15 protein-coding genes are annotated in these 16,932 nt (G+C 62.8%); 7 read left to right on the forward strand and 8 right to left on the reverse strand.

Annotated elements, in window-relative coordinates; translation table 11 throughout:
• Positions 1 to 82 precede the first annotated feature (82 nt).
• Genes gyrA through rnhA form a run of 3 tightly spaced genes read left to right on the forward strand, consistent with a single transcriptional unit; the run spans position 83 to position 3,456 of the window.
• Positions 83 to 2,602, forward strand: coding sequence for a DNA gyrase subunit A (gene gyrA, locus GPK94_RS15400; RefSeq protein WP_215656256.1), 2,520 nt, complete (start codon positions 83 to 85; stop codon positions 2,600 to 2,602).
• Positions 2,603 to 2,608: 6 nt separating this feature from the next.
• On the forward strand, positions 2,609 to 3,007 hold the full coding sequence (locus GPK94_RS15405; protein WP_193535687.1) for an SHOCT domain-containing protein: 399 nt from the start codon (positions 2,609 to 2,611) through the stop codon (positions 3,005 to 3,007).
• A gap of 11 nt (positions 3,008 to 3,018) precedes the next feature.
• Complete coding sequence (gene rnhA, locus GPK94_RS15410; protein ID WP_215656211.1) at positions 3,019 to 3,456, forward strand: ribonuclease HI; 438 nt, start codon at positions 3,019 to 3,021, stop codon at positions 3,454 to 3,456.
• A 519-nt stretch (positions 3,457 to 3,975) separates the two neighbouring features.
• Here the strand turns inward: rnhA and GPK94_RS15415 are convergent.
• The 6 genes from GPK94_RS15415 to pta form a co-directional block, all read right to left on the reverse strand.
• Entirely contained in the window at positions 3,976 to 4,533 is a 558-nt protein-coding gene (locus GPK94_RS15415) for a sugar O-acetyltransferase (RefSeq protein WP_101692573.1), read from the reverse strand.
• 72 nt (positions 4,534 to 4,605) lie between these two features.
• Positions 4,606 to 5,898 (reverse strand): stage 0 sporulation family protein, encoded by a 1,293-nt coding sequence (gene ricT, locus GPK94_RS16445; RefSeq protein WP_215656212.1) that lies wholly within the window; start codon positions 5,896 to 5,898, stop codon positions 4,606 to 4,608.
• A gap of 14 nt (positions 5,899 to 5,912) precedes the next feature.
• Positions 5,913 to 6,920 (reverse strand): DNA polymerase III subunit, encoded by a 1,008-nt coding sequence (locus tag GPK94_RS15425; protein ID WP_215656213.1) that lies wholly within the window; start codon positions 6,918 to 6,920, stop codon positions 5,913 to 5,915.
• A gap of 2 nt (positions 6,921 to 6,922) precedes the next feature.
• Complete coding sequence (locus tag GPK94_RS15430) at positions 6,923 to 7,246, reverse strand: cyclic-di-AMP receptor (protein ID WP_101692575.1); 324 nt, start codon at positions 7,244 to 7,246, stop codon at positions 6,923 to 6,925.
• 50 nt (positions 7,247 to 7,296) lie between these two features.
• On the reverse strand, positions 7,297 to 8,625 hold the full coding sequence (locus GPK94_RS15435) for an aminotransferase class V-fold PLP-dependent enzyme (protein ID WP_215656214.1): 1,329 nt from the start codon (positions 8,623 to 8,625) through the stop codon (positions 7,297 to 7,299).
• Positions 8,626 to 8,804: 179 nt separating this feature from the next.
• Complete coding sequence (pta, locus tag GPK94_RS15440) at positions 8,805 to 9,782, reverse strand: phosphate acetyltransferase (RefSeq protein WP_186963204.1); 978 nt, start codon at positions 9,780 to 9,782, stop codon at positions 8,805 to 8,807.
• A 249-nt stretch (positions 9,783 to 10,031) separates the two neighbouring features.
• On the opposite strand from pta, the gene GPK94_RS15445 reads away from it, so the two are divergent.
• The 4 genes from GPK94_RS15445 to GPK94_RS15460 all read left to right on the forward strand — a co-directional run bounded on the left by GPK94_RS15445 (position 10,032) and on the right by GPK94_RS15460 (position 14,785).
• Positions 10,032 to 10,733 (forward strand): helix-turn-helix transcriptional regulator, encoded by a 702-nt coding sequence (locus tag GPK94_RS15445; protein ID WP_101692578.1) that lies wholly within the window; start codon positions 10,032 to 10,034, stop codon positions 10,731 to 10,733.
• 147 nt (positions 10,734 to 10,880) lie between these two features.
• Positions 10,881 to 12,689 carry a translation elongation factor 4 gene (gene lepA / locus GPK94_RS15450; protein ID WP_101692579.1) on the forward strand — a complete coding sequence of 603 codons (1,809 nt, stop codon included), beginning with the start codon at positions 10,881 to 10,883 and terminating at the stop codon, positions 12,687 to 12,689.
• A 534-nt stretch (positions 12,690 to 13,223) separates the two neighbouring features.
• Positions 13,224 to 13,721 carry a sigma-70 family RNA polymerase sigma factor gene (locus tag GPK94_RS15455; RefSeq protein ID WP_180956824.1) on the forward strand — a complete coding sequence of 166 codons (498 nt, stop codon included), beginning with the start codon at positions 13,224 to 13,226 and terminating at the stop codon, positions 13,719 to 13,721.
• Positions 13,718 to 14,785 carry a DUF4179 domain-containing protein gene (locus GPK94_RS15460; RefSeq protein WP_215656215.1) on the forward strand — a complete coding sequence of 356 codons (1,068 nt, stop codon included), beginning with the start codon at positions 13,718 to 13,720 and terminating at the stop codon, positions 14,783 to 14,785. Before GPK94_RS15455 ends, GPK94_RS15460 begins: the two co-directional genes overlap by 4 nt.
• A 55-nt stretch (positions 14,786 to 14,840) precedes the next feature.
• Here GPK94_RS15460 and GPK94_RS15465 read toward each other — a convergent pair whose 3' ends face one another.
• Entirely contained in the window at positions 14,841 to 15,494 is a 654-nt protein-coding gene (locus GPK94_RS15465) for a pentapeptide repeat-containing protein (protein ID WP_215656216.1), read from the reverse strand.
• 30 nt (positions 15,495 to 15,524) lie between these two features.
• Positions 15,525 to 16,802, reverse strand: a complete 1,278-nt coding sequence (locus GPK94_RS15470; RefSeq protein ID WP_215656217.1) for a hypothetical protein — start codon at positions 16,800 to 16,802, stop codon at positions 15,525 to 15,527.
• Positions 16,803 to 16,932 lie beyond the last annotated feature (130 nt).

A 16,932-nucleotide genomic window follows, 5' to 3' on the forward strand; every position in this document is an offset into this window, starting at 1 on the left:
GTGGAAAGCCCCGCCGGAACCATCTATCTCTTGAACGGAGTTGAGCTTTTTGGCGAGCAATAACGATTATCAGACCAAAGATATCACCTTTCCCGATCAGAAGATCGTGGAGATCAATCTGGAGCATGAGATGCAGGAGGCGTACATCGAGTACGCCATGTCGGTCATCGTGGGCCGGGCCCTGCCCGACGTGCGGGACGGCCTCAAGCCCGTCCACCGGCGCATTCTCTACTCCATGTATGAGAGCGGCCTGACCAGCGACAAGGCCTTCAAGAAGTCGGCCACCTGCGTGGGTGACGTGCTGGGTAAGTACCACCCCCACGGCGACCAGAGCGTCTATGACGCCCTGGTCCGTCTGGCCCAGGACTTCTCCATGCGCTATCCGCTGGTGGACGGCCACGGAAACTTCGGCTCGGTGGACGGCGATCCCCCGGCCGCCTACCGTTATACCGAGGCCCGCATGGCAAAGATCGCAAATGAGATGCTGCGGGACATCGAGAAGGAGACCGTGGACTGGGACCCCAACTTTGATGAGTCCCTGAAGGAGCCCCGGGTCATCCCCTCCCGCTTCCCCAACCTTCTGGTGAACGGTTCCTCCGGCATCGCCGTGGGCATGACCACCAACATCCCGCCCCACAACCTGCGTGAGGTCATCGACGCCACTATCTGCGTACTGGACAACCCTGAAGCCGAGCTGGACGACCTTATGGAGCACATCAAGGGCCCCGACTTCCCCACCAAGGGCATCATCATGGGCCGCAGCGGCATCCGGGCGGCCTACGCCACCGGTAAGGGTCACATCCGGGTGCGCGCCCGCACCGAGATGGAGGAGTTCGGCAACAACCGCACCCGCATCATCGTGACTGAGCTGCCCTATCAGGTGAACAAATCCCGCCTGGTGGAGAATATCGCCGACCAGGTCCACGACAAGCGCCTGGAGGGAATCTCCGGCCTGCGGGATGAGTCGGACGGCAAAAAGGGCATGCGCATCGTCATCGAGCTCAAGAAGGACGCCAATCCCCAGGTGGTGCTCAACCGGCTCTTTGCCCAGACCCAGATGCAGACCACCTTTGCCATCGTCATGCTGGCTCTGGTCAACAACCAGAAGCAGCCCAAGATCCTCACCCTGCGCCAGATCCTGGACGAGTACATCGCCTTCCAGGAGGAGGTCATCACCCGGCGCACCATCTTTGACCGCCGCAAGGCGGAGGAGCGGGCCCATCTCCTCAAGGGTCTGCTCATTGCCCAGGACAACATCGACGAGGTCATCCGCATCATCCGGGAGAGCTATGACAACGCAAAAGAGCGCCTGATGGAGCGCTTTGGCCTGGATGAGGTCCAGTCCCAGGCCATCCTGGACATGCAGCTCAAGCGGCTCCAGGGCCTGGAGAAGGAGAAGCTGGAGAACGAGTACGCCGAGCTCATGAAGAAAATCGCCTACTACAACGACCTGCTCTCCAACGAGCAGATGCTCCGGGGCGTCCTCAAGGAGGAGCTCACTGAGATCCGCAACAAGTATGGCGACGAGCGCAAGACCGAGATCGGCTTCGTGGAGGACGACATCGACATCGAGGACCTGATCGAGGAGGAGGAGTGCGTCTTCACCCTCACCTCCGCCGGTTACATCAAGCGTCTGCCCGCCTCCACCTACCGGGCGCAGCGCCGGGGGGGCAAGGGCATCTCGGCCCAGACCCTCAAGGAGGAGGACATGGTGGAGACCGTGTTCACCGCCTCCACCCACGATTTCATCCTCTTCTTCACCAACAAGGGCCGGGTCCACCGGAAGAAGGGCTATCAGATCCCGGAGGCGGGCCGCACCGCCAAGGGCACCAACATCGTCAATGTCCTGCCCGTGGAGAGCGACGAGAAGGTCACCGCCATGATTCACCTGCGGGAGTTCCCGGAGGACCGCTATCTGGTCATGGTGACCCGCAACGGTACGGTCAAGCGGCTTCAGCTCTCCTCCATCAACACCGCCCGCAAGGCGGGCATCCGCTGCATCACCCTGGACGAGGGAGACGAGCTCATCGCCGTGCGGGAGACCGACGGGGAGCAGGCAGTGCTCATTGTCACCCACGAGGGTATGGCCATCTGCTTCAAGGAGACCGACGTGCGCTGCATGGGCCGGGACGCCTACGGCGTGCGCGGCATCAAGCTGCGGGACGGAGACTATGTGGTGGCGGCTGCCCGGGCCAAGCGGGATCACCAGGTGCTCATGATCACCGAGAACGGCTTCGGCAAGCGCACCGAGATGGACGAGTATATCCGCGCCGACGGACCCCAGAACCGCGGCGGCTACGGCCTGAAGGGCTATCAGGTCACCGACAAGACCGGCCCCATCGCCGCCATGAAGGTGGTCAACGAGAATGACGACATCCTCATCATCTCGGACGACGGCACCATCATCCGCACCCATGCCGTGGGCATCAACGTCTATTCCCGTACCGCCCAGGGCGTGAAGGTCATGAATCTGAGCGAGGGCGTGAAGGTCATCTCCATCGCCCGTACCGAGCGGGAAGAGGAGGAGGAGACCGTTCTCCCGCCTGCCGGTGAGGAGGGCGAGAGCGCTCCGGAGGCCGCTCCCCAGGAGACGGAGGAGTAATCGGATATGCGTGAAAAGAAGACCATGAGCCGGGGGGCCAAGCAGGCCCTGGTGGAAGGGCTCATCATGGCGGTGCTGGCCGTACTGGGCGCCATCTACGGCGTGCCTAAGCTGGGAATGTTCGGCGTGGTGTGGGTGGTGGCCGCCGGGGCCATTGCCCTGGTGGACCTCTACCGGGCCCTCATCAAGAGCCGCCGGGTGGGACGGAATGCGCCCACTGCTCCGGCCGCTGCAAAGCCCGCCGCACCTCAGGCCGCCCCCGTGGAGCCTTCCGCTCCGCCCGCCCCGGAACAGCCGGAGCAGGCGGAGGAGCGCCTGCGCAAGCTCCAGTCCCTCCGGGACGAGGGGCTCATCACCCCGGAGGAGTATGAGCAGAAGCGGCAGGAGGTCCTCCGGGATCTGTAAGAGGAGTTTTCATGAAGCGAGTGACCATCTATACGGACGGAGCCTGTTCCGGAAATCCCGGACCGGGCGGGTGGGGGGCCATCCTCCAGTATGGCCCCCACAGGAAGGAGCTCTCCGGCGGTGAGGCCCAGACCACCAACAACCGCATGGAGCTCACCGGAGTCATCACGGCCCTCCAGGCGCTGAAAGAGCCCTGTGAGGTGGATCTCTATTCCGACTCGAAATATGTGCTGGACGCCCTGGAAAAGGGCTGGGCCAAGGGCTGGCGTGCCCGGGGATGGGTAAAGTCCGACAAGAAGCCCGCCCTCAATTCCGACCTGTGGGCGGTGCTGCTGGACCTGTGCGACTATCATACAGTCCATCTCCACTGGGTGAAGGGCCATGCCGAAAATCCCTTCAACAACCGCTGCGATGAGCTGGCGGTGGCCGAGAGCCGGAAGTTCCGGTAGGAGGCGCGCCTATTCGGCGGGAACCCCTCTTTCTTTTCGAAAAGAAAGAGGGGGGAAAGAAAACGCCGGAGGGGGAACAGGAATGATCCCCCCTCCGGACCTCCCCTTCAGTGCATCCCCGGCGGAAAAGGGAGACCAGCGTCAGCAGAGGTGCGTACCCATATCGGGGGAAGCTTTCCGCCGCTGAAGAGAGGTTTTGGTCTGGCACTTTAGGTAACGCTCAACTTCGACTGTCGTCGGGAGAGAGCAGTCAGGTTACCACCAGGCTCACCAAGTACCTGACAGGCGGAAAGGTTCTGCCTTTGGCTCACCGGACTTGTGCAATCGCAGAGACTTGAGCCCAGCCCGTTGGGGCGTACTTTGAGGGGGCGCCGGGGGAACTATCCCCCGGCCCGTTCTTCCCGCCGCTTTCTTACGGAAAAGAAAGCGGTGCTCCCGCCGGGAGGGTGCGCTCTCCAAAGTGAAGAAAAAGAGAGAGGATCGTCTTTTTGGACGATCCTCTCTCTTTTTCTTGGTATCTTACCCTTCCACCGGTTTGATAGGGCGGCAGGGGTTGCCCACGGCCACGACACCCTCCGGGATGTCATGGACCACCACGCTTCCAGCGCCGATGACGCTGTTGCTGCCGATGGTGACGCCGGGGAGCACGGTGACTCCACCGCCGATCCACACGTTATCGCCCACGGTGATGGGCTTGGCCCACTCCAGGCCGGCGTTTCGGGTGGCGGGGTCCATGGGATGTCCGGCGGTATAGAAGCCGCAGTTGGGGGCGATGAAGACGTTATCCCCAAAGGTCACCGGGGCGCAGTCCAGAATGACCAGATTGTGGTTGGCATAGAAGTGCTCCCCCAGGGTGATGTGATAGCCGTAGTCACACCAGAAGGAGGGTTCGATGGTAAAGTGTGTGCCGGTGCGGCCCAGAATGGTGCGCAGGAGGGCATTTCTGGCCTGCTGCTGGAGCGGGGGGATCTGGTTTGCCTGGTGGCACAGCTCCTTACAGCGGCTGCGCTGTGCTTCGAGAGCGGGGTCTGTAGCATCGTAGAGCAGGCCGGAGGCCATTTTTTCCTGTTCCGTCATGGGAGTTCCTCCTCCGTTGAAGTTAAGAGAAACGCTGCGCTCCACCGGGAGGGCGGAGCGCAGCGGGAAGGATCATTCGGCTTTGGGGGCGCCGCCCTCACCCTTGGGGCGGTTTCCACGGGGACGGCGGTACCGGCGGCGGGGCTTCTTGATGCTCTCCTGTCCCTCACCGCCCTCCTGAGCGGGTACAGACTCGGCGTGCTCCTTGGCCTCCTTGGCCGGTGCGGGCCGCTCACTCTTTGGCTTGGGGGGCCGGGCGGGCCGCTCCGTTCGGGGCTTGTCCCCGCGGGCCTCCTTGGCAGGCGCTTCTTCGCCCTGGGGCTTGGCCGCCTGTGCGGGCTTTTTGCTCCGGGAGCGGCGGCGGCGGGAACGCTTCTCGCCCTCACTGCCCTCTTCCGGAGCCGGGGCAGCGGGCTTGGGCTCCTCTGCCAGGGTCAGATTGGCCAGGGCGGCAGAGAGACGGTCCTCCTCACTCTCGGGGGGAGCGGTCACCTTGCGGAGCTTGGCCAACTCCTCGGGGGGCGGGGCCACATAGCCCTCGGGCCGCTTGCCCTTACCGTTGCGGACCACGCAGATCTCACAGTTGTGATAGCAGCGGGGATTTTCCGGCTCGTCATCTAGGCGGACCTTCACGGTCTCCCGCAGGAGGTTGACCTGCGAGACCGTACCCACGCCGTCGGGGGTCTCCACAAAGGACTCGTTCTTGGGCATGCGCTTGACGGCGTCCTCATAGGCGTCCTGCTCGTACTTCAGGCAGCACATGAGCCGGCCGCAGGTGCCCGAGATCTTGGTGGGGTTGAGGGAGAGGCTCTGAGTCTTGGCCATCTTGATGGAGACGGGCTGAAAATCGTCCAGGAAGCCGCAGCAGCAGAAGGGCCGCCCGCAGATGCCCAGACCGCCCAGCATCTTGGCCTCGTCCCGCACGCCGATCTGGCGCAGCTCGATGCGGGTGTGGAACACGCTGGCCAGATCCTTTACCAGGGCCCGGAAGTCCACCCGGCACTCGCTGGTGAAGAAAAAGAGGATCTTGTTGCCGTCAAAGTTGTATTCCACGTCCACCAGCTTCATGTCCAGCCCGTGGTCGGCAATCTTCTCCTGGCAGATGCGGAAGGCCCGCTCCTCCTTTTCATGGTTGCGCCGTACAGTCTCCAGATCCTTGGGGGTGGCGATGCGGACCAGGGGACGCAGAGGCTGCACCACGGCGGAGTCCTCCACCATGGTGTTGGCCTGAACGCACTCGCCGTATTCCACGCCCCGGGAGGTCTCGATGATGACCCCCTGTCCGGCCTGGACCTGGGTGCCCTTTGGATCGAAATAGTATTGTTTGCCCCCGCTTTTAAAGCGGACGCCAATGATTTCCGTCATAGTTGGAACCTCATCTATCTGGTAATTTGCGCCGTTTGGATGGAGGCCAGGCGGGCGCAGAGCCACCCGGCCAGATGACCTGCGCCGACGTAAAAGCCGCAGGCGGTGCGCAGCTCCTCCAGGACCCGAATGGCCTCCAGCATAGCCCGGGGGGAGAGGGCAGACGCCAGGGAGGCCGCGGCGGCGCGGCGCTGGGGGTCTTCCTCCTGTCCGGCCCCGGCACGCTGGACCAGCGCGTCCCGCAGGAGGAGCACAGTCTCCCCCATGAGGGCGGCCAGATCGTCCCGTTCCCACTTTTCCAGGGAAATGCACAGCTCGGCCAGGGCCAGCTCGTCCCCGGCGGAGAGACGCTGGGCCAGCAGCAGGGCAGTGTCCCGCAGGCGGGAGTCCACGGCGGCCGTTCCCTCCAGCTCGGCCACAGCCCGTCCCAGCAGGCCCTCACACCGCCGGGCGGCGGCCGAGAGCTCCTCCCGGCTGCGCTGGGGATAGCGGGCATATAAAAAGGCCTCCGCCTCTGGCAGAGAGACGGGGGAGAGGGTCAGGGTCTCACACCGGGAGCGCACGGTGGGGAGCAGGGCGGCCGCGTTTTCGGTGAGCAGCAGAAAAGCCGCGTAGGGCGGTCCCTCCTCCAGCAGCTTGAGCATGGCGTTCTGGGCGCTGGGATTCATGGTATGGGCGCGCTCCAGCAGATAGACCTTGCGCGCGGCCTCATTGGGCCGGATATAGGCGTCGGTGCGCAGGGCGCGGATCTGGGCCACGTTGATGTCGCCATCGGCCCCGGCGCGCACAATGTCCGGATGGATGCCGCCCATGGCCTTGCGGCAGCCCGAGCAGTGCAGGCAGGGGGCCTGCTCCGCGGGACCGGAGCACACCAGCGCGGCCGAGAGCAGAGCGGCCAGGGTGCGCTTGCCCGAACCCGCCGGACCGCTGAGAATGTAGGCGTGGGAGAGGCCCCGCCGGGCAGTCTGGAGGTCCAGCTGCCGCTTGAGGGGACCGTTGCCCGCCAGCGCGTGGAGATCCATCCTTACACGCGCTCGAACCGCTCGATGTCCACCACGAAGATGGTGGCGCCGCCCACCACGACCTCCACCGGCATGCTGGGATAGTAGCCGTAGCTCATCTCAGAGGTGGTGGGGATCATCTGCTTGCGGCTATGGGACTGCTCCTTGATGATGTCAATGACGGACTGGACCTTCTCCTCGTCCACGCCCACCAGGATGGTCACGTTGCCTGCCATCAGGAAGCCGCCGGTGGTGGCCAGCTTGGTGGAAGAGAACCCGTGCTTGGTCAGAGACTGGGTGACCGCATTGGCGTCGTCATGGTTGATGATTGCAAGGATCAGTTTCATAAGTAATCCCTCCTCGGAATAAAAGACAGGGGGCCCCGGGCCACACACCGTCAGGGGAGAACCACTTCCATGTCTTTCTCCATATTATAACCTATTTGCGATAAATATGCGATAGTTTTTTTCGTTACACGCTCTCCCGGGGCGAGAACGGGGACGCCCGGGGGATAGGGTGCCACCTGGGAGGCGGCGATCTCACCCAGGGCCGCGCCGACCGGGAGGGACCGGGTGGAGGAGAAGCGGGCCTGCCGGGGGGAGAGGGCCTGCTCCGGCGCCGGGGCCGGGGGCAGGGGCGGGAGTTCAGAGAGGGGAGGCTGATGGGCCCACACGGCGGAGAGGGCCTCCTCCAGCCGGGCAAAATCCGCCTCCGTGTCGGCGGCGGTACAGATGAAGACCACATGACGGGCATCGGCCATCTCAGGGTAGACCCCCAGGTCTTGCAGGGCCTTCTCGGCGGCAAAGCCGTCGGCGCAGCGGAGGACCAGCCGGGTGGGGTCCAAGGGGGCCTGCTCCGGGGTGAGGGCGGGGAAGCGGCGGCGCAGGCGGGCTACCTGCTCGGCGGTGCGCCGGAGAGCGGTGCGGCCCTCCTCCTCCATCCAGGCCCGGGCGGCGTCCAGGGCGGCCATCATGGGGTAGGAGGGGGAGGAGCTGCCGTAGAGGGAGGCCGCCCGGCGCAGCTCGTCCAGGGAGAAGCGGGAAGAGAAGAGAAGGGCGGACTGCCCGGGGGCGGGCAGGGTCTTATGGGCCGAGACCACCGCCACGTCGGCCGCGGCCAGGCTCCGGTCCTCCAGAAAGGGCAGATGGGCCCCGTGGGCCCCGTCTACCAGGAGCAGCGCACCGTGGGCATGGCAGACCCGGGCCAGGGCGGGCAGATCGGAGCACACCCCGTAGTAGGTGGGAGAGGTGACGCACACGGCCCGGACAGCGGGGTGGGCCTCCAGAGCCTCCTCCAGGTCCCGGGGGGAGATGGGGCCGGTGACCTCGCCCTCCCGGAGCCAGGGGCGGAAGAGATAGTGGGGGTGGAGATCCAGCAGGGCCATGGCGTTGAAGGCCGAGCGGTGACAGCCCCGGTCCACCAGGACCTGGTCCCCCGGGCGGCAGGCCAGGGTAAAGGCGGAGAGGACGCCCTGTGTGGAGCCGCCGGTGAGAAAGAGACAGTGGGCGCTGCCAAAGGCGCGGGCCCAGAGGTCCTCGGCGGCCTCGATGGGACCGCCGGACTCAAAGAGGTTGCCGGTGGGGGGTAGCTCAGTCACATCCAGGGCCGCGGCGGGGGAGAGCTCCGGCAGGGGGAGAAAGTGGCCCTTGTGGCCGGGCATGTGCATTCGCAGGGGGCGCTGTCCGGCAAAGCGGCGCAGGGCATCGCAGAGGGGCGTCTGGTTCATGGGGGGACCTCCTGTGAGAAAAATGGCATTTGATATGGTTATAGCACAGCCCTTCCCAAAAGAAAAGAAAGTTTTCCACATTTGCATGTGGAAAACTTGGGGGAAAAGTGTAAAACTAATGTTCCATTGAAAAGAGAAAAAGGGAGCACTCCAAACGGAGTGCTCCCAAAGGGTAAAAATTAGTCGGCCAGAGCGGCGGTGATGATGGCCATGGAGTAGACCTCCTGGGCGTTGCAGCCGCGGGAGAGGTCGTTGATGGGGGCATTCAGGCCCAGCAGGATGGGGCCGTAGGCGTCGAAGCTGCCCAGACGCTGGGCAATCTTGTAGCCGATGTTGCCGGCGTTGATGTCGGGGAAGATGAAGGTGTTGGCGTGACCGGCCACCTTGGAGTCCTTGCACTTGGTGCGGGCCACGTTGGGGGACACGGCGGCGTCGAACTGGATCTCGCCTTCCACGGGCAGATCGGGAGCGGCAGCGCGGATCTTGGCAGTGGCGTTGCGGACCTTGTCCACGTCCTCGCCGGCGCCGGAGCCCAGGGTGGAGTAGGACAGCATGGCGACCTGAGGATCCACGCCGAAGATCTTGCCGCACTGAGCGGCCTCCAGGGCGATCTCCACCAGATCATCCTCGGTGGGCTTGATGTTGATGGCGCAGTCGCCCATCACCAGGACCTCGTTGCCGCCGGTAGCGGAGGGACGGACCATGATGAAGCAGGAGGAGACGATCTTGTTGCCCGGCTTGGTCTTGATGAGCTGCAGGGCGGGACGCACAGTGTCGGCGGTGGAGTAGGTGGCGCCGCCCAGCAGAGCGTCGGCCTCGCCCATCTTCACCAGCATGGTGCCGAAGTAGTTGCCCTTCTTCAGGTAGCCGCGGACCTGCTCCTCGGTCATCTTGCCCTTGCGCAGCTCCACCATCTTCTGGACCATCTCCTCCATGCGGGGATAGGTCTCGGGATCCACGATCTCGGCGCCGCGGATGTTGAAGCCGGCCTCCTCGGCGGCGGCGCGGACCTCATCGGGGTTGCCCACCAGCACGGGGGTCAGCCAGGTACCGGCCAGCAGACGGGCGCTGGCCTCCAGGATGCGGGGATCGGTACCCTCGGTAAAGACGATCTTCTTGGGGTTTGCTTTCAGCTTTGCGATTAGCTTGCCAAACATTGTCGTAACGCCTCCATAAAGTTGGTTCATAGGGGTTTAAATATGGTGTTACCTATTATACACCATTTTCAGGAATCTTCACAATGGACAAAAACGAAAAAATCCAAGAAAATACCCCTTTACTTTTTGTATTTACTACGCTATACTATACACGCTGTTTTTTGGATTTCTCCGGTAAAACCTGCTGTGCAGGAGTGGAAGATCCTCTTTTTTGGTTACTTTTTTGCGATTTTGAGAGGGGTATCGACTATGCATTCGGATTTTTCCCGCTGCCTTTCCCTGCTGCGTCAGGAGAAGGGGATCTCCCAGCGCGCCGCGGCCAAGGATCTGGGGATCAGCCAGGCCCTGCTGTCCCACTATGAGAACGGCGTGCGGGAGCCGGGACTTGCCTTTGTAACGCGGGCCTGTGACTACTACAACGTGTCGGCGGATTTTCTGCTGGGCCGCACCCTGACCAAAAACGGTGCCACCATCGTCTCGCCCGACGAGCTGTATGACTATTCTACCGAGAAGGACAATGTGCTCCACGGGAGCATCGTGGCCACCCTGAACAAGAAGCTACTGGTCAACTCCATCAGCGTCCTCTTTGACCTGCTGGGTAAGACGGGCTGCAAGGGGGCGGTCAAGGCCGCGGCGGAGTATCTCTCCACCGCCATTTATACCCTCTTCCGCCATCTCTACCGGGCCCCCGGCACCCAGAATGAGGACTTTTTTGCCGTGCCTCCGCTGTCCTTTACCGCGGGCGTGGCCCAGAGCGATCTCATCTACGCCCAGTGTGCCTATGTGGAGTCCCTGGAGGAGCACCGCAGGGAGAAGGGCGAGTTCCCCAGCATGAACCACGACGCCCTGATGGAGAACTATCCGGGCACCTACCAGTCTCTGCTCCAGATCATCCACAATACGGGCGGGCGGATTACCGCTTGCGTCCAGGAGCGGAAAACGATAAAATAAGGGGCATAAAATACCGCATCGGCCTCCGGAACGTGTCCGGAAGGCCGGTGTTTTCTCTCCAAAACGGCGGAATATCCGGCCGTGGCGGGATACACGCCGCCGGAGCCCACAGGCCCCGCGCGGACATTTAGACGGAGGTTTCTGTATATGCGCGACCAGAGCAAGATCCGCAATTTCAGTATCATCGCCCATATCGACCACGGGAAATCCACCCTCTCCGACCGGCTCATCGAGAAGTGTGACGCCGTCTCCCAGCGGGAGATGGAGAGCCAGCTGCTGGATAACATGGATCTGGAGCGGGAGCGTGGCATCACCATCAAGGCCCGGGCGGTCAAGCTCAATTACAAGGCCCAGGACGGGGAGGAGTATGAGCTCAATCTCATCGATACCCCCGGCCACGTGGACTTCAACTATGAGGTCTCCCGCTCGCTGGCGGCCTGTGAGGGCGCCATCCTGGTGGTGGACGCCGCCCAGGGCATCGAGGCCCAGACCCTGGCCAACACCTATCTGGCCCTGGAGCACGACCTGGAGATCCGCCCGGTGGTGAACAAGATCGATCTGCCCGCCGCCGACCCTCAGAAGGTCAAGCACGAGATCGAGGACGTCATCGGCCTGCCCGCCATGGACGCACCCGAGATCTCGGCCAAGGTGGGACTCAACATTGACGCAGTGCTGGAGGACATCGTCCACAACATCCCCGCCCCCAAGGGCGATCCGGATGCCCCCCTCAAGGCCCTGATCTTTGACAGCCAGTATGACGCCTATCGGGGAGTCATCGTCTATTTCCGGGTCATGGAGGGCACCATCCGCACCGGGATGAAGGTCAAGATGATGGCCTCTGGTGCCTCCTACGAGGTCATCGAGTGCGGCTGCCTGCGTCCCCTGGGGCTGGAGCCCACCGACAGCCTGTCGGCCGGCGAAGTGGGCTATTTCACCGCCTCCATCAAGAACGTGAAGGACACCCGGGTGGGCGACACCATCACCGGCGTGGAGCATCCCGCCGCCGAGCCCCTGCCCGGCTACCGGCCCGCCCAGGCCATGGTGTACTGCGGCGTGTATACCGAGGACGGCTCCAAGTACCCCGATCTGCGGGACGCGCTGGAAAAGCTCCAGCTCAACGACGCATCCCTCTCCTTTGAGCCGGAATCCTCCGCCGCCCTGGGCTTCGGTTTCCGCTGCGGCTTTTTGGGCATGCTCCATATGGAGATCATCCAGGAGCGGCTGGAGCGGGAGTTCGACCTGGATCTGGTGACCACCCTGCCCTCGGTCATCTACGAGATCACTAAGACCGACGGCACCGTGGTACAGGTGGACAATCCCCACAACTACCCGGACCCCGCCCACATTGAGGAGGCGCGGGAGCCCTTTGCCAAGGTTTCCATCATCGCGCCCCCCGACTACGTGGGAAATATCATGCCCATGTGCCAGGAGCGCCGGGCGGAGTTCAAGGACATGCAGTATCTGGACACCAATCTGGTGGAGCTCCACTACTCCATGCCCCTCAACGAGATCATCTATGATTTCTTTGACGCCCTGAAGGCCAACACCAAGGGCTATGCCTCTCTGGACTATGAGGTAGAGGGCTACCGGCCCAGCGAGCTGGTCAAGGTGGATATGCTCCTCAATGGCGAGCAGGTGGACGCCCTCTCCTTTATCGCGCATAAGGAGAAGGCCTACAAGCGTGCCCGCCGCATCTGCGAGAAGCTCAAGGACAACATCCCCCGTCAGCTCTTTGAGGTGCCGGTCCAGGCTGCCATCGGCGGCAAGGTCATCGCCCGTGAGACTGTCCGGGCCATGCGCAAGGACGTGCTGGCCAAGTGCTACGGCGGCGACATCACCCGAAAGAAAAAGCTGCTGGAAAAGCAGAAAGAGGGCAAGAAGAAGATGCGCTCTCTGGGGTCGGTGCAGCTGCCCACCGAGGCCTTTATGGCTGTGCTCAAGCTGGACGAGGAATAAGAAGATTGGGAGCCGCCCATCAGGGCGGCTCTCTTTTTTCATGCCATCCCCTGTGGGGGTGTATTTTGCACTTTCCGCGCGGGCCGCCTTCCCGGCGGTGGGAAAGAACGGGCCGGGGGAGGTATCCCCCGGCACCCTCTCCAAGTACGCCCCAACGGGCTGGGCTCAAGTCTCTGCGATTGCAAAAGTCCGGTGGGCCAAAGGCAATGGCGGTTGCCTATGAGGTACCTGGTGAGCCTGGTGGTGTTTTGAGCAGATCTATCCCGACGGGGGTCGAAGTTGAGTGTTACCTAAAATGCCAGACCAAAACCTTCCGTCAGCGGCAAAAGGCTTTCCCGGATACGGAGGGGGAATCGTCCTCGGTCCCCCTCCGGCGTTTTCGTTCTCCCCTCTTTCTTTTCGAAAAGAAAGAGGGGTTCCCGCCGAACAGGCGGCCCGCGCGGCAATAAAAAGAAAAGATTCCCCCTCGTGAAAGATTTCCCGGTCCTGAATCGTATTCCAGGTGAAAGCGCTTTTGAAACGGAAGAAAAGGATGTGAGGCATACGAGACCGACGTTGAGCCGCCAGGAGGCGGAGCGGCTGGTGGAGACCTATTCCGATCTGGTCTTGCGGCTGAGCTATACCTATCTCAAGAGCCGGGAGGACGCGAAAGACATCTGTCAGACGGTCTTTCTCAAGCTGCTGGAGAAGCCACGGGCCTTTGACTCGCCGGAGCATGAGAAGGCATGGATCATCCGCACGGCGGCAAATGCCTGTAAGGATATGCTGAAGAGTCACTGGCACAGGACCAGGGCCGATCTCCAGGAGGCCGACGGGATGGCCTGTCCCCAGGCCGAGGAGGGAAGCCTTTTGGCGGCGGTGGAGCTCCTTCCGCCCAAATACCGGGCCGTCATTTATCTCTATTACTACGAGGGCTATACCGCCAAGGAGATCGCACAGATGCTGGGGGAACACCCGGCGACCGTATCCACCCAGCTCAGCCGGGGCCGCTCCCGGCTGCGCACACTGCTGGAACAGGAGGGTTTGGCATGAAAACCTATCATCAGTCCATGGATGAACTGCATTTTACCCCCGAGGAAAAAGAGGCCATGACAGAGCGTCTCCTGAAGGCGTCCCAGGCACCGGTACATCGGGTGCGCCCGCTTCGGCGGATGGCTGCGGTAGGTGTGGCTGCCGCGCTGGTGCTGACTGTTGGGGTGGGAGCCGCGGCCACCGGCGTGCTCAAAAGCGCGGGCGAGGCCTTTCCCGAGGTCTTCGGCGGCGCTCCCGCACAGACGGAGATCATCGACCGGATCGGCCGTCCCGTGGGCGCCAGCGACACGGCGGACGGCGTGGTCATTACGGCCGACGCCATTGTGGGCGACAGGTACAGCTACGCCATCGTCTATACCATTGCCCGGGAAGACGGGAAGCCTCTGGCCGAGGATTTGACCCCCAATGCCTTCGGCTATCTCCCCCTCCGGTTTGAAAGCGCCGATGTGGACGTGGGACAGCAGGGCGGGAGCCACGGCGCCTCCTATTTCTTTGACGCCGACCCGGAGGACAATGCGGTGCAGTATGTGGACCTGCGTACCGGGGATACCCCGCTCACGCCGGGAACGGCCCGGGCCTCCTTCCGGAACCTGTCGGTCTATACTGACAATGACTATACCAAGAGTACCCCGGTGGCCCAGGGGAAGTGGAAGATGCGCTTTGCCTTCCAGTTTGAGGATACCTCGGTAAGTCTCCCGGCTGGGCAGTCCTTCCTGCTCAATGGAATGGAGGCTACGCTGGACTCGGTGGTCCTCTCTCCGCTCTCCTTCCAGGTGAGCTACACCGTGCAGCAGGAGGTACAGTGGGACAACGCCGGAGGGAATGGCCAACAGAGCGCCCACGACCGGGAGGAGTCCCTGCGCTATCTGGAGTCCCTCCCCGTGGTACTGACCAAGCGGGACGGCACCACCATAGACCTCACCTCCAGCGGCGGGAGCATCTCCCCCCAGGGAGGTAAGACGGTGTGCCAGAAGAGCGATATTTTCTCCTCCGTCCTTTCGCTGGAGGAGATCGAGAGTATCACGGTGGCCGATCTGACCTTCCCCCTCGCGCAGGGAGAATGACCCCAAAAAAATCTCCCCCGGACAGACCGTTTTCCGTCTGCCCGGGGGACGTTCTTTATTCCCGGATGACAATGCCCAGCCGCCGGGCCAGCTCTCCGGCCTGCCAGCGGTCCACGATGACGCCCCGGAGCTCCTCCCCGGCATCCGAGAGGATCAGCCCCTCCAGGCGGCAGGTGGTGAAATCCACTCCTGCCAGCGGAGTGTGAAAGAAGCGCACCCCGGTGAGGTTGCATTCCGAGTATGCCACGCCCTTCCACACACACGAGGCCATGGAGGCCTGAGAGAGGTCACAACCGCTCCACAGTCCCCCCTTCACCCGCTGGGCGGTAAAGTTGGCATAGGAGAGCTTGCAGCCCCGGAAGGACACATGCTGGAGCCCGCATTGCTGGAAGGCGGTCCCCAGGGCCCGGCAGTCCTCCAGTGCCACCCGGCACCAGATCCCGTCGGCAAAGGTGCTGCCCGAGAGGTCGCAGTCCTGAAAGACCACGTCGGTCATCTCCCAATGGGAACAGTCGCACTCCAGAAACCGGCAGCCCTGAAAGCGCACCCCCTCCAGAGTCAGACCGGAGAGGTCGGCCCCGGTGAGGAGGGCGTGCTCCACCAGAAGACCGGAGAGGGGCTCCTGAGTTTCCGCGCTGTGGGCAGCCTGTATGGAGAAATCGGGGGCGGGAGAGAGGGTTTGCGGGAGGGATGGGGGCAAGAGTTTCATGGGACGACCTCCGAAGAAGGAATTGGTAAATTATTTGTGGCGTCTGCGCCGCCGCCAGACCAAAAAGACGATCAGGGCCAGCAGGAGGACCAGGGGTACCAGGAGGAGACGGAAGAAGGCCAGGGTATAGGTGGTGATCCCCAGGGAGGCGGTTACCCGGTCGGAGAGGGAGAGCTGGGGCGCGGAGTAGAGGGTAAAGGAGAGGTCCTCTTCGGGCAGGCCCTGGGTATGGGCGGTGTAGGAGCCATCTGGCTGCTCCTCCAGAGGAAGGGAGGAGTCGATTACATAGGGATAGTCGCTCTCCCCGGCATCCACCGTGAGATCCAGGGTACCGAAGTCCGCCCAGTGCCGGGCGGGCGAGAGAAGATAGGTAAAGGTGTGCTGCCAGTCGGCGGTGCCCTTCCGCACGCCGTCGCTCCGGGTGGTGTAGGTCACGGCCACCTCCACGGTGCTCTCTGGAGGAAAGTCTACCGTGTAGAGGAACTGAAGGGGCAGGGCGGAGGGATCGGAATTTTCGATCCATTCGGCCAGAAGGATGGGATTGTGTTCCCAGGATTCCCACAGCTCCTCCAGCTGGCGGTATTTGAGGGCCTGGATGGAATCCATATGCCCGGCAAAGCGGGTCCCATACCGTTCCTCCAGATAGGACTGAAAAACGGTGCGGAAGGGCAGCTCCTCCGTGGTCACGGTATAATTGCCCGAGACGGTATAGTCCGGCGCTCCATTCAGACCGTAGACCAGGACAGTGGCCTTCTCACTGGTACCCAGGGTCACGGAGCCGTCCTCCTCCCCGGAATAGGAGTGGATGCCGTCATAGGTCACCCACATACGCCCGCCGGAGGCAGGGAGAGTGAGGGTGTTGTCGCTCCCGTCCTGGGTGGGCGTGAGGATAAAGGTGCAAAGCGTACCGGTCTGGTCCGGGTCAAAGGTCTGAGGCTGATAGTCGGGGGATACGCCGTCCCAGATCAGCTGAAAGGGGAGGGCGCGTCCGTCAGCGGTGATGGACACGCTGGCGGGGTCAAAGTCCCACAGGGACTCCTCCAGGGAAAAGGCCATCTGGACTGCCCGGCCCTCCTCCGTGGGATTCTCCATCTGATAGCGGGCGGTGACCTGGGCCTCCAGTGAGTAGGAGTCCCCCTGGTCGATCTGAAAGGCGAGATCCTCATGGGTGACCGAAATGGGGCAGTTTTCCTCCACAGAGAGCACCTCTGAGCCGGGGGAGCCCTCCCAGCGGGTGGGAGCCGAGTTGGCCTGGGCCGGCAGGAGCAGAACCGGCACAAGCAGAGCGCAAGAGAGCAGTCGTTTCATAAGAGCCTCCTTTCCTGAGATGGATCCTTACAGGTGCATCATATCATGGATTGGAGGAGAGAACCAGAACAAAAGGGTAACAAAAGCGCACCCGCCGGGCAGGCGACCGAATTTCAAAAGCAAAATAAGC

The organism is Pseudoflavonifractor sp. MCC625, from assembly GCF_018784545.1.
Classification (GTDB): Bacteria; Bacillota; Clostridia; order Oscillospirales; family Oscillospiraceae; genus Pseudoflavonifractor_A; species Pseudoflavonifractor_A gallinarum.

What these genes read in the sequence shown, in the direction of transcription:
- GPK94_RS15470 (WP_215656217.1), bottom strand. Translation starts at nt 16,802, where the DNA reads ATGAAACGACTGCTCTCTTGCGCTCTGCTTGTGCCGGTTCTGCTCCTG.
- rnhA (WP_215656211.1), top strand. Translation starts at nt 3,019, where the DNA reads ATGAAGCGAGTGACCATCTATACGGACGGAGCCTGTTCCGGAAATCCC.
- pta (WP_186963204.1), bottom strand. Translation starts at nt 9,782, where the DNA reads ATGTTTGGCAAGCTAATCGCAAAGCTGAAAGCAAACCCCAAGAAGATC.
- GPK94_RS15465 (WP_215656216.1), bottom strand. Translation starts at nt 15,494, where the DNA reads ATGAAACTCTTGCCCCCATCCCTCCCGCAAACCCTCTCTCCCGCCCCC.
- GPK94_RS15425 (WP_215656213.1), bottom strand. Translation starts at nt 6,920, where the DNA reads ATGGATCTCCACGCGCTGGCGGGCAACGGTCCCCTCAAGCGGCAGCTG.
- GPK94_RS15435 (WP_215656214.1), bottom strand. Translation starts at nt 8,625, where the DNA reads ATGAACCAGACGCCCCTCTGCGATGCCCTGCGCCGCTTTGCCGGACAG.
- GPK94_RS15445 (WP_101692578.1), top strand. Translation starts at nt 10,032, where the DNA reads ATGCATTCGGATTTTTCCCGCTGCCTTTCCCTGCTGCGTCAGGAGAAG.
- lepA (WP_101692579.1), top strand. Translation starts at nt 10,881, where the DNA reads ATGCGCGACCAGAGCAAGATCCGCAATTTCAGTATCATCGCCCATATC.
- GPK94_RS15415 (WP_101692573.1), bottom strand. Translation starts at nt 4,533, where the DNA reads ATGACGGAACAGGAAAAAATGGCCTCCGGCCTGCTCTACGATGCTACA.
- GPK94_RS15460 (WP_215656215.1), top strand. Translation starts at nt 13,718, where the DNA reads ATGAAAACCTATCATCAGTCCATGGATGAACTGCATTTTACCCCCGAG.
- GPK94_RS15405 (WP_193535687.1), top strand. Translation starts at nt 2,609, where the DNA reads ATGCGTGAAAAGAAGACCATGAGCCGGGGGGCCAAGCAGGCCCTGGTG.
- ricT (WP_215656212.1), bottom strand. Translation starts at nt 5,898, where the DNA reads ATGACGGAAATCATTGGCGTCCGCTTTAAAAGCGGGGGCAAACAATAC.
- GPK94_RS15430 (WP_101692575.1), bottom strand. Translation starts at nt 7,246, where the DNA reads ATGAAACTGATCCTTGCAATCATCAACCATGACGACGCCAATGCGGTC.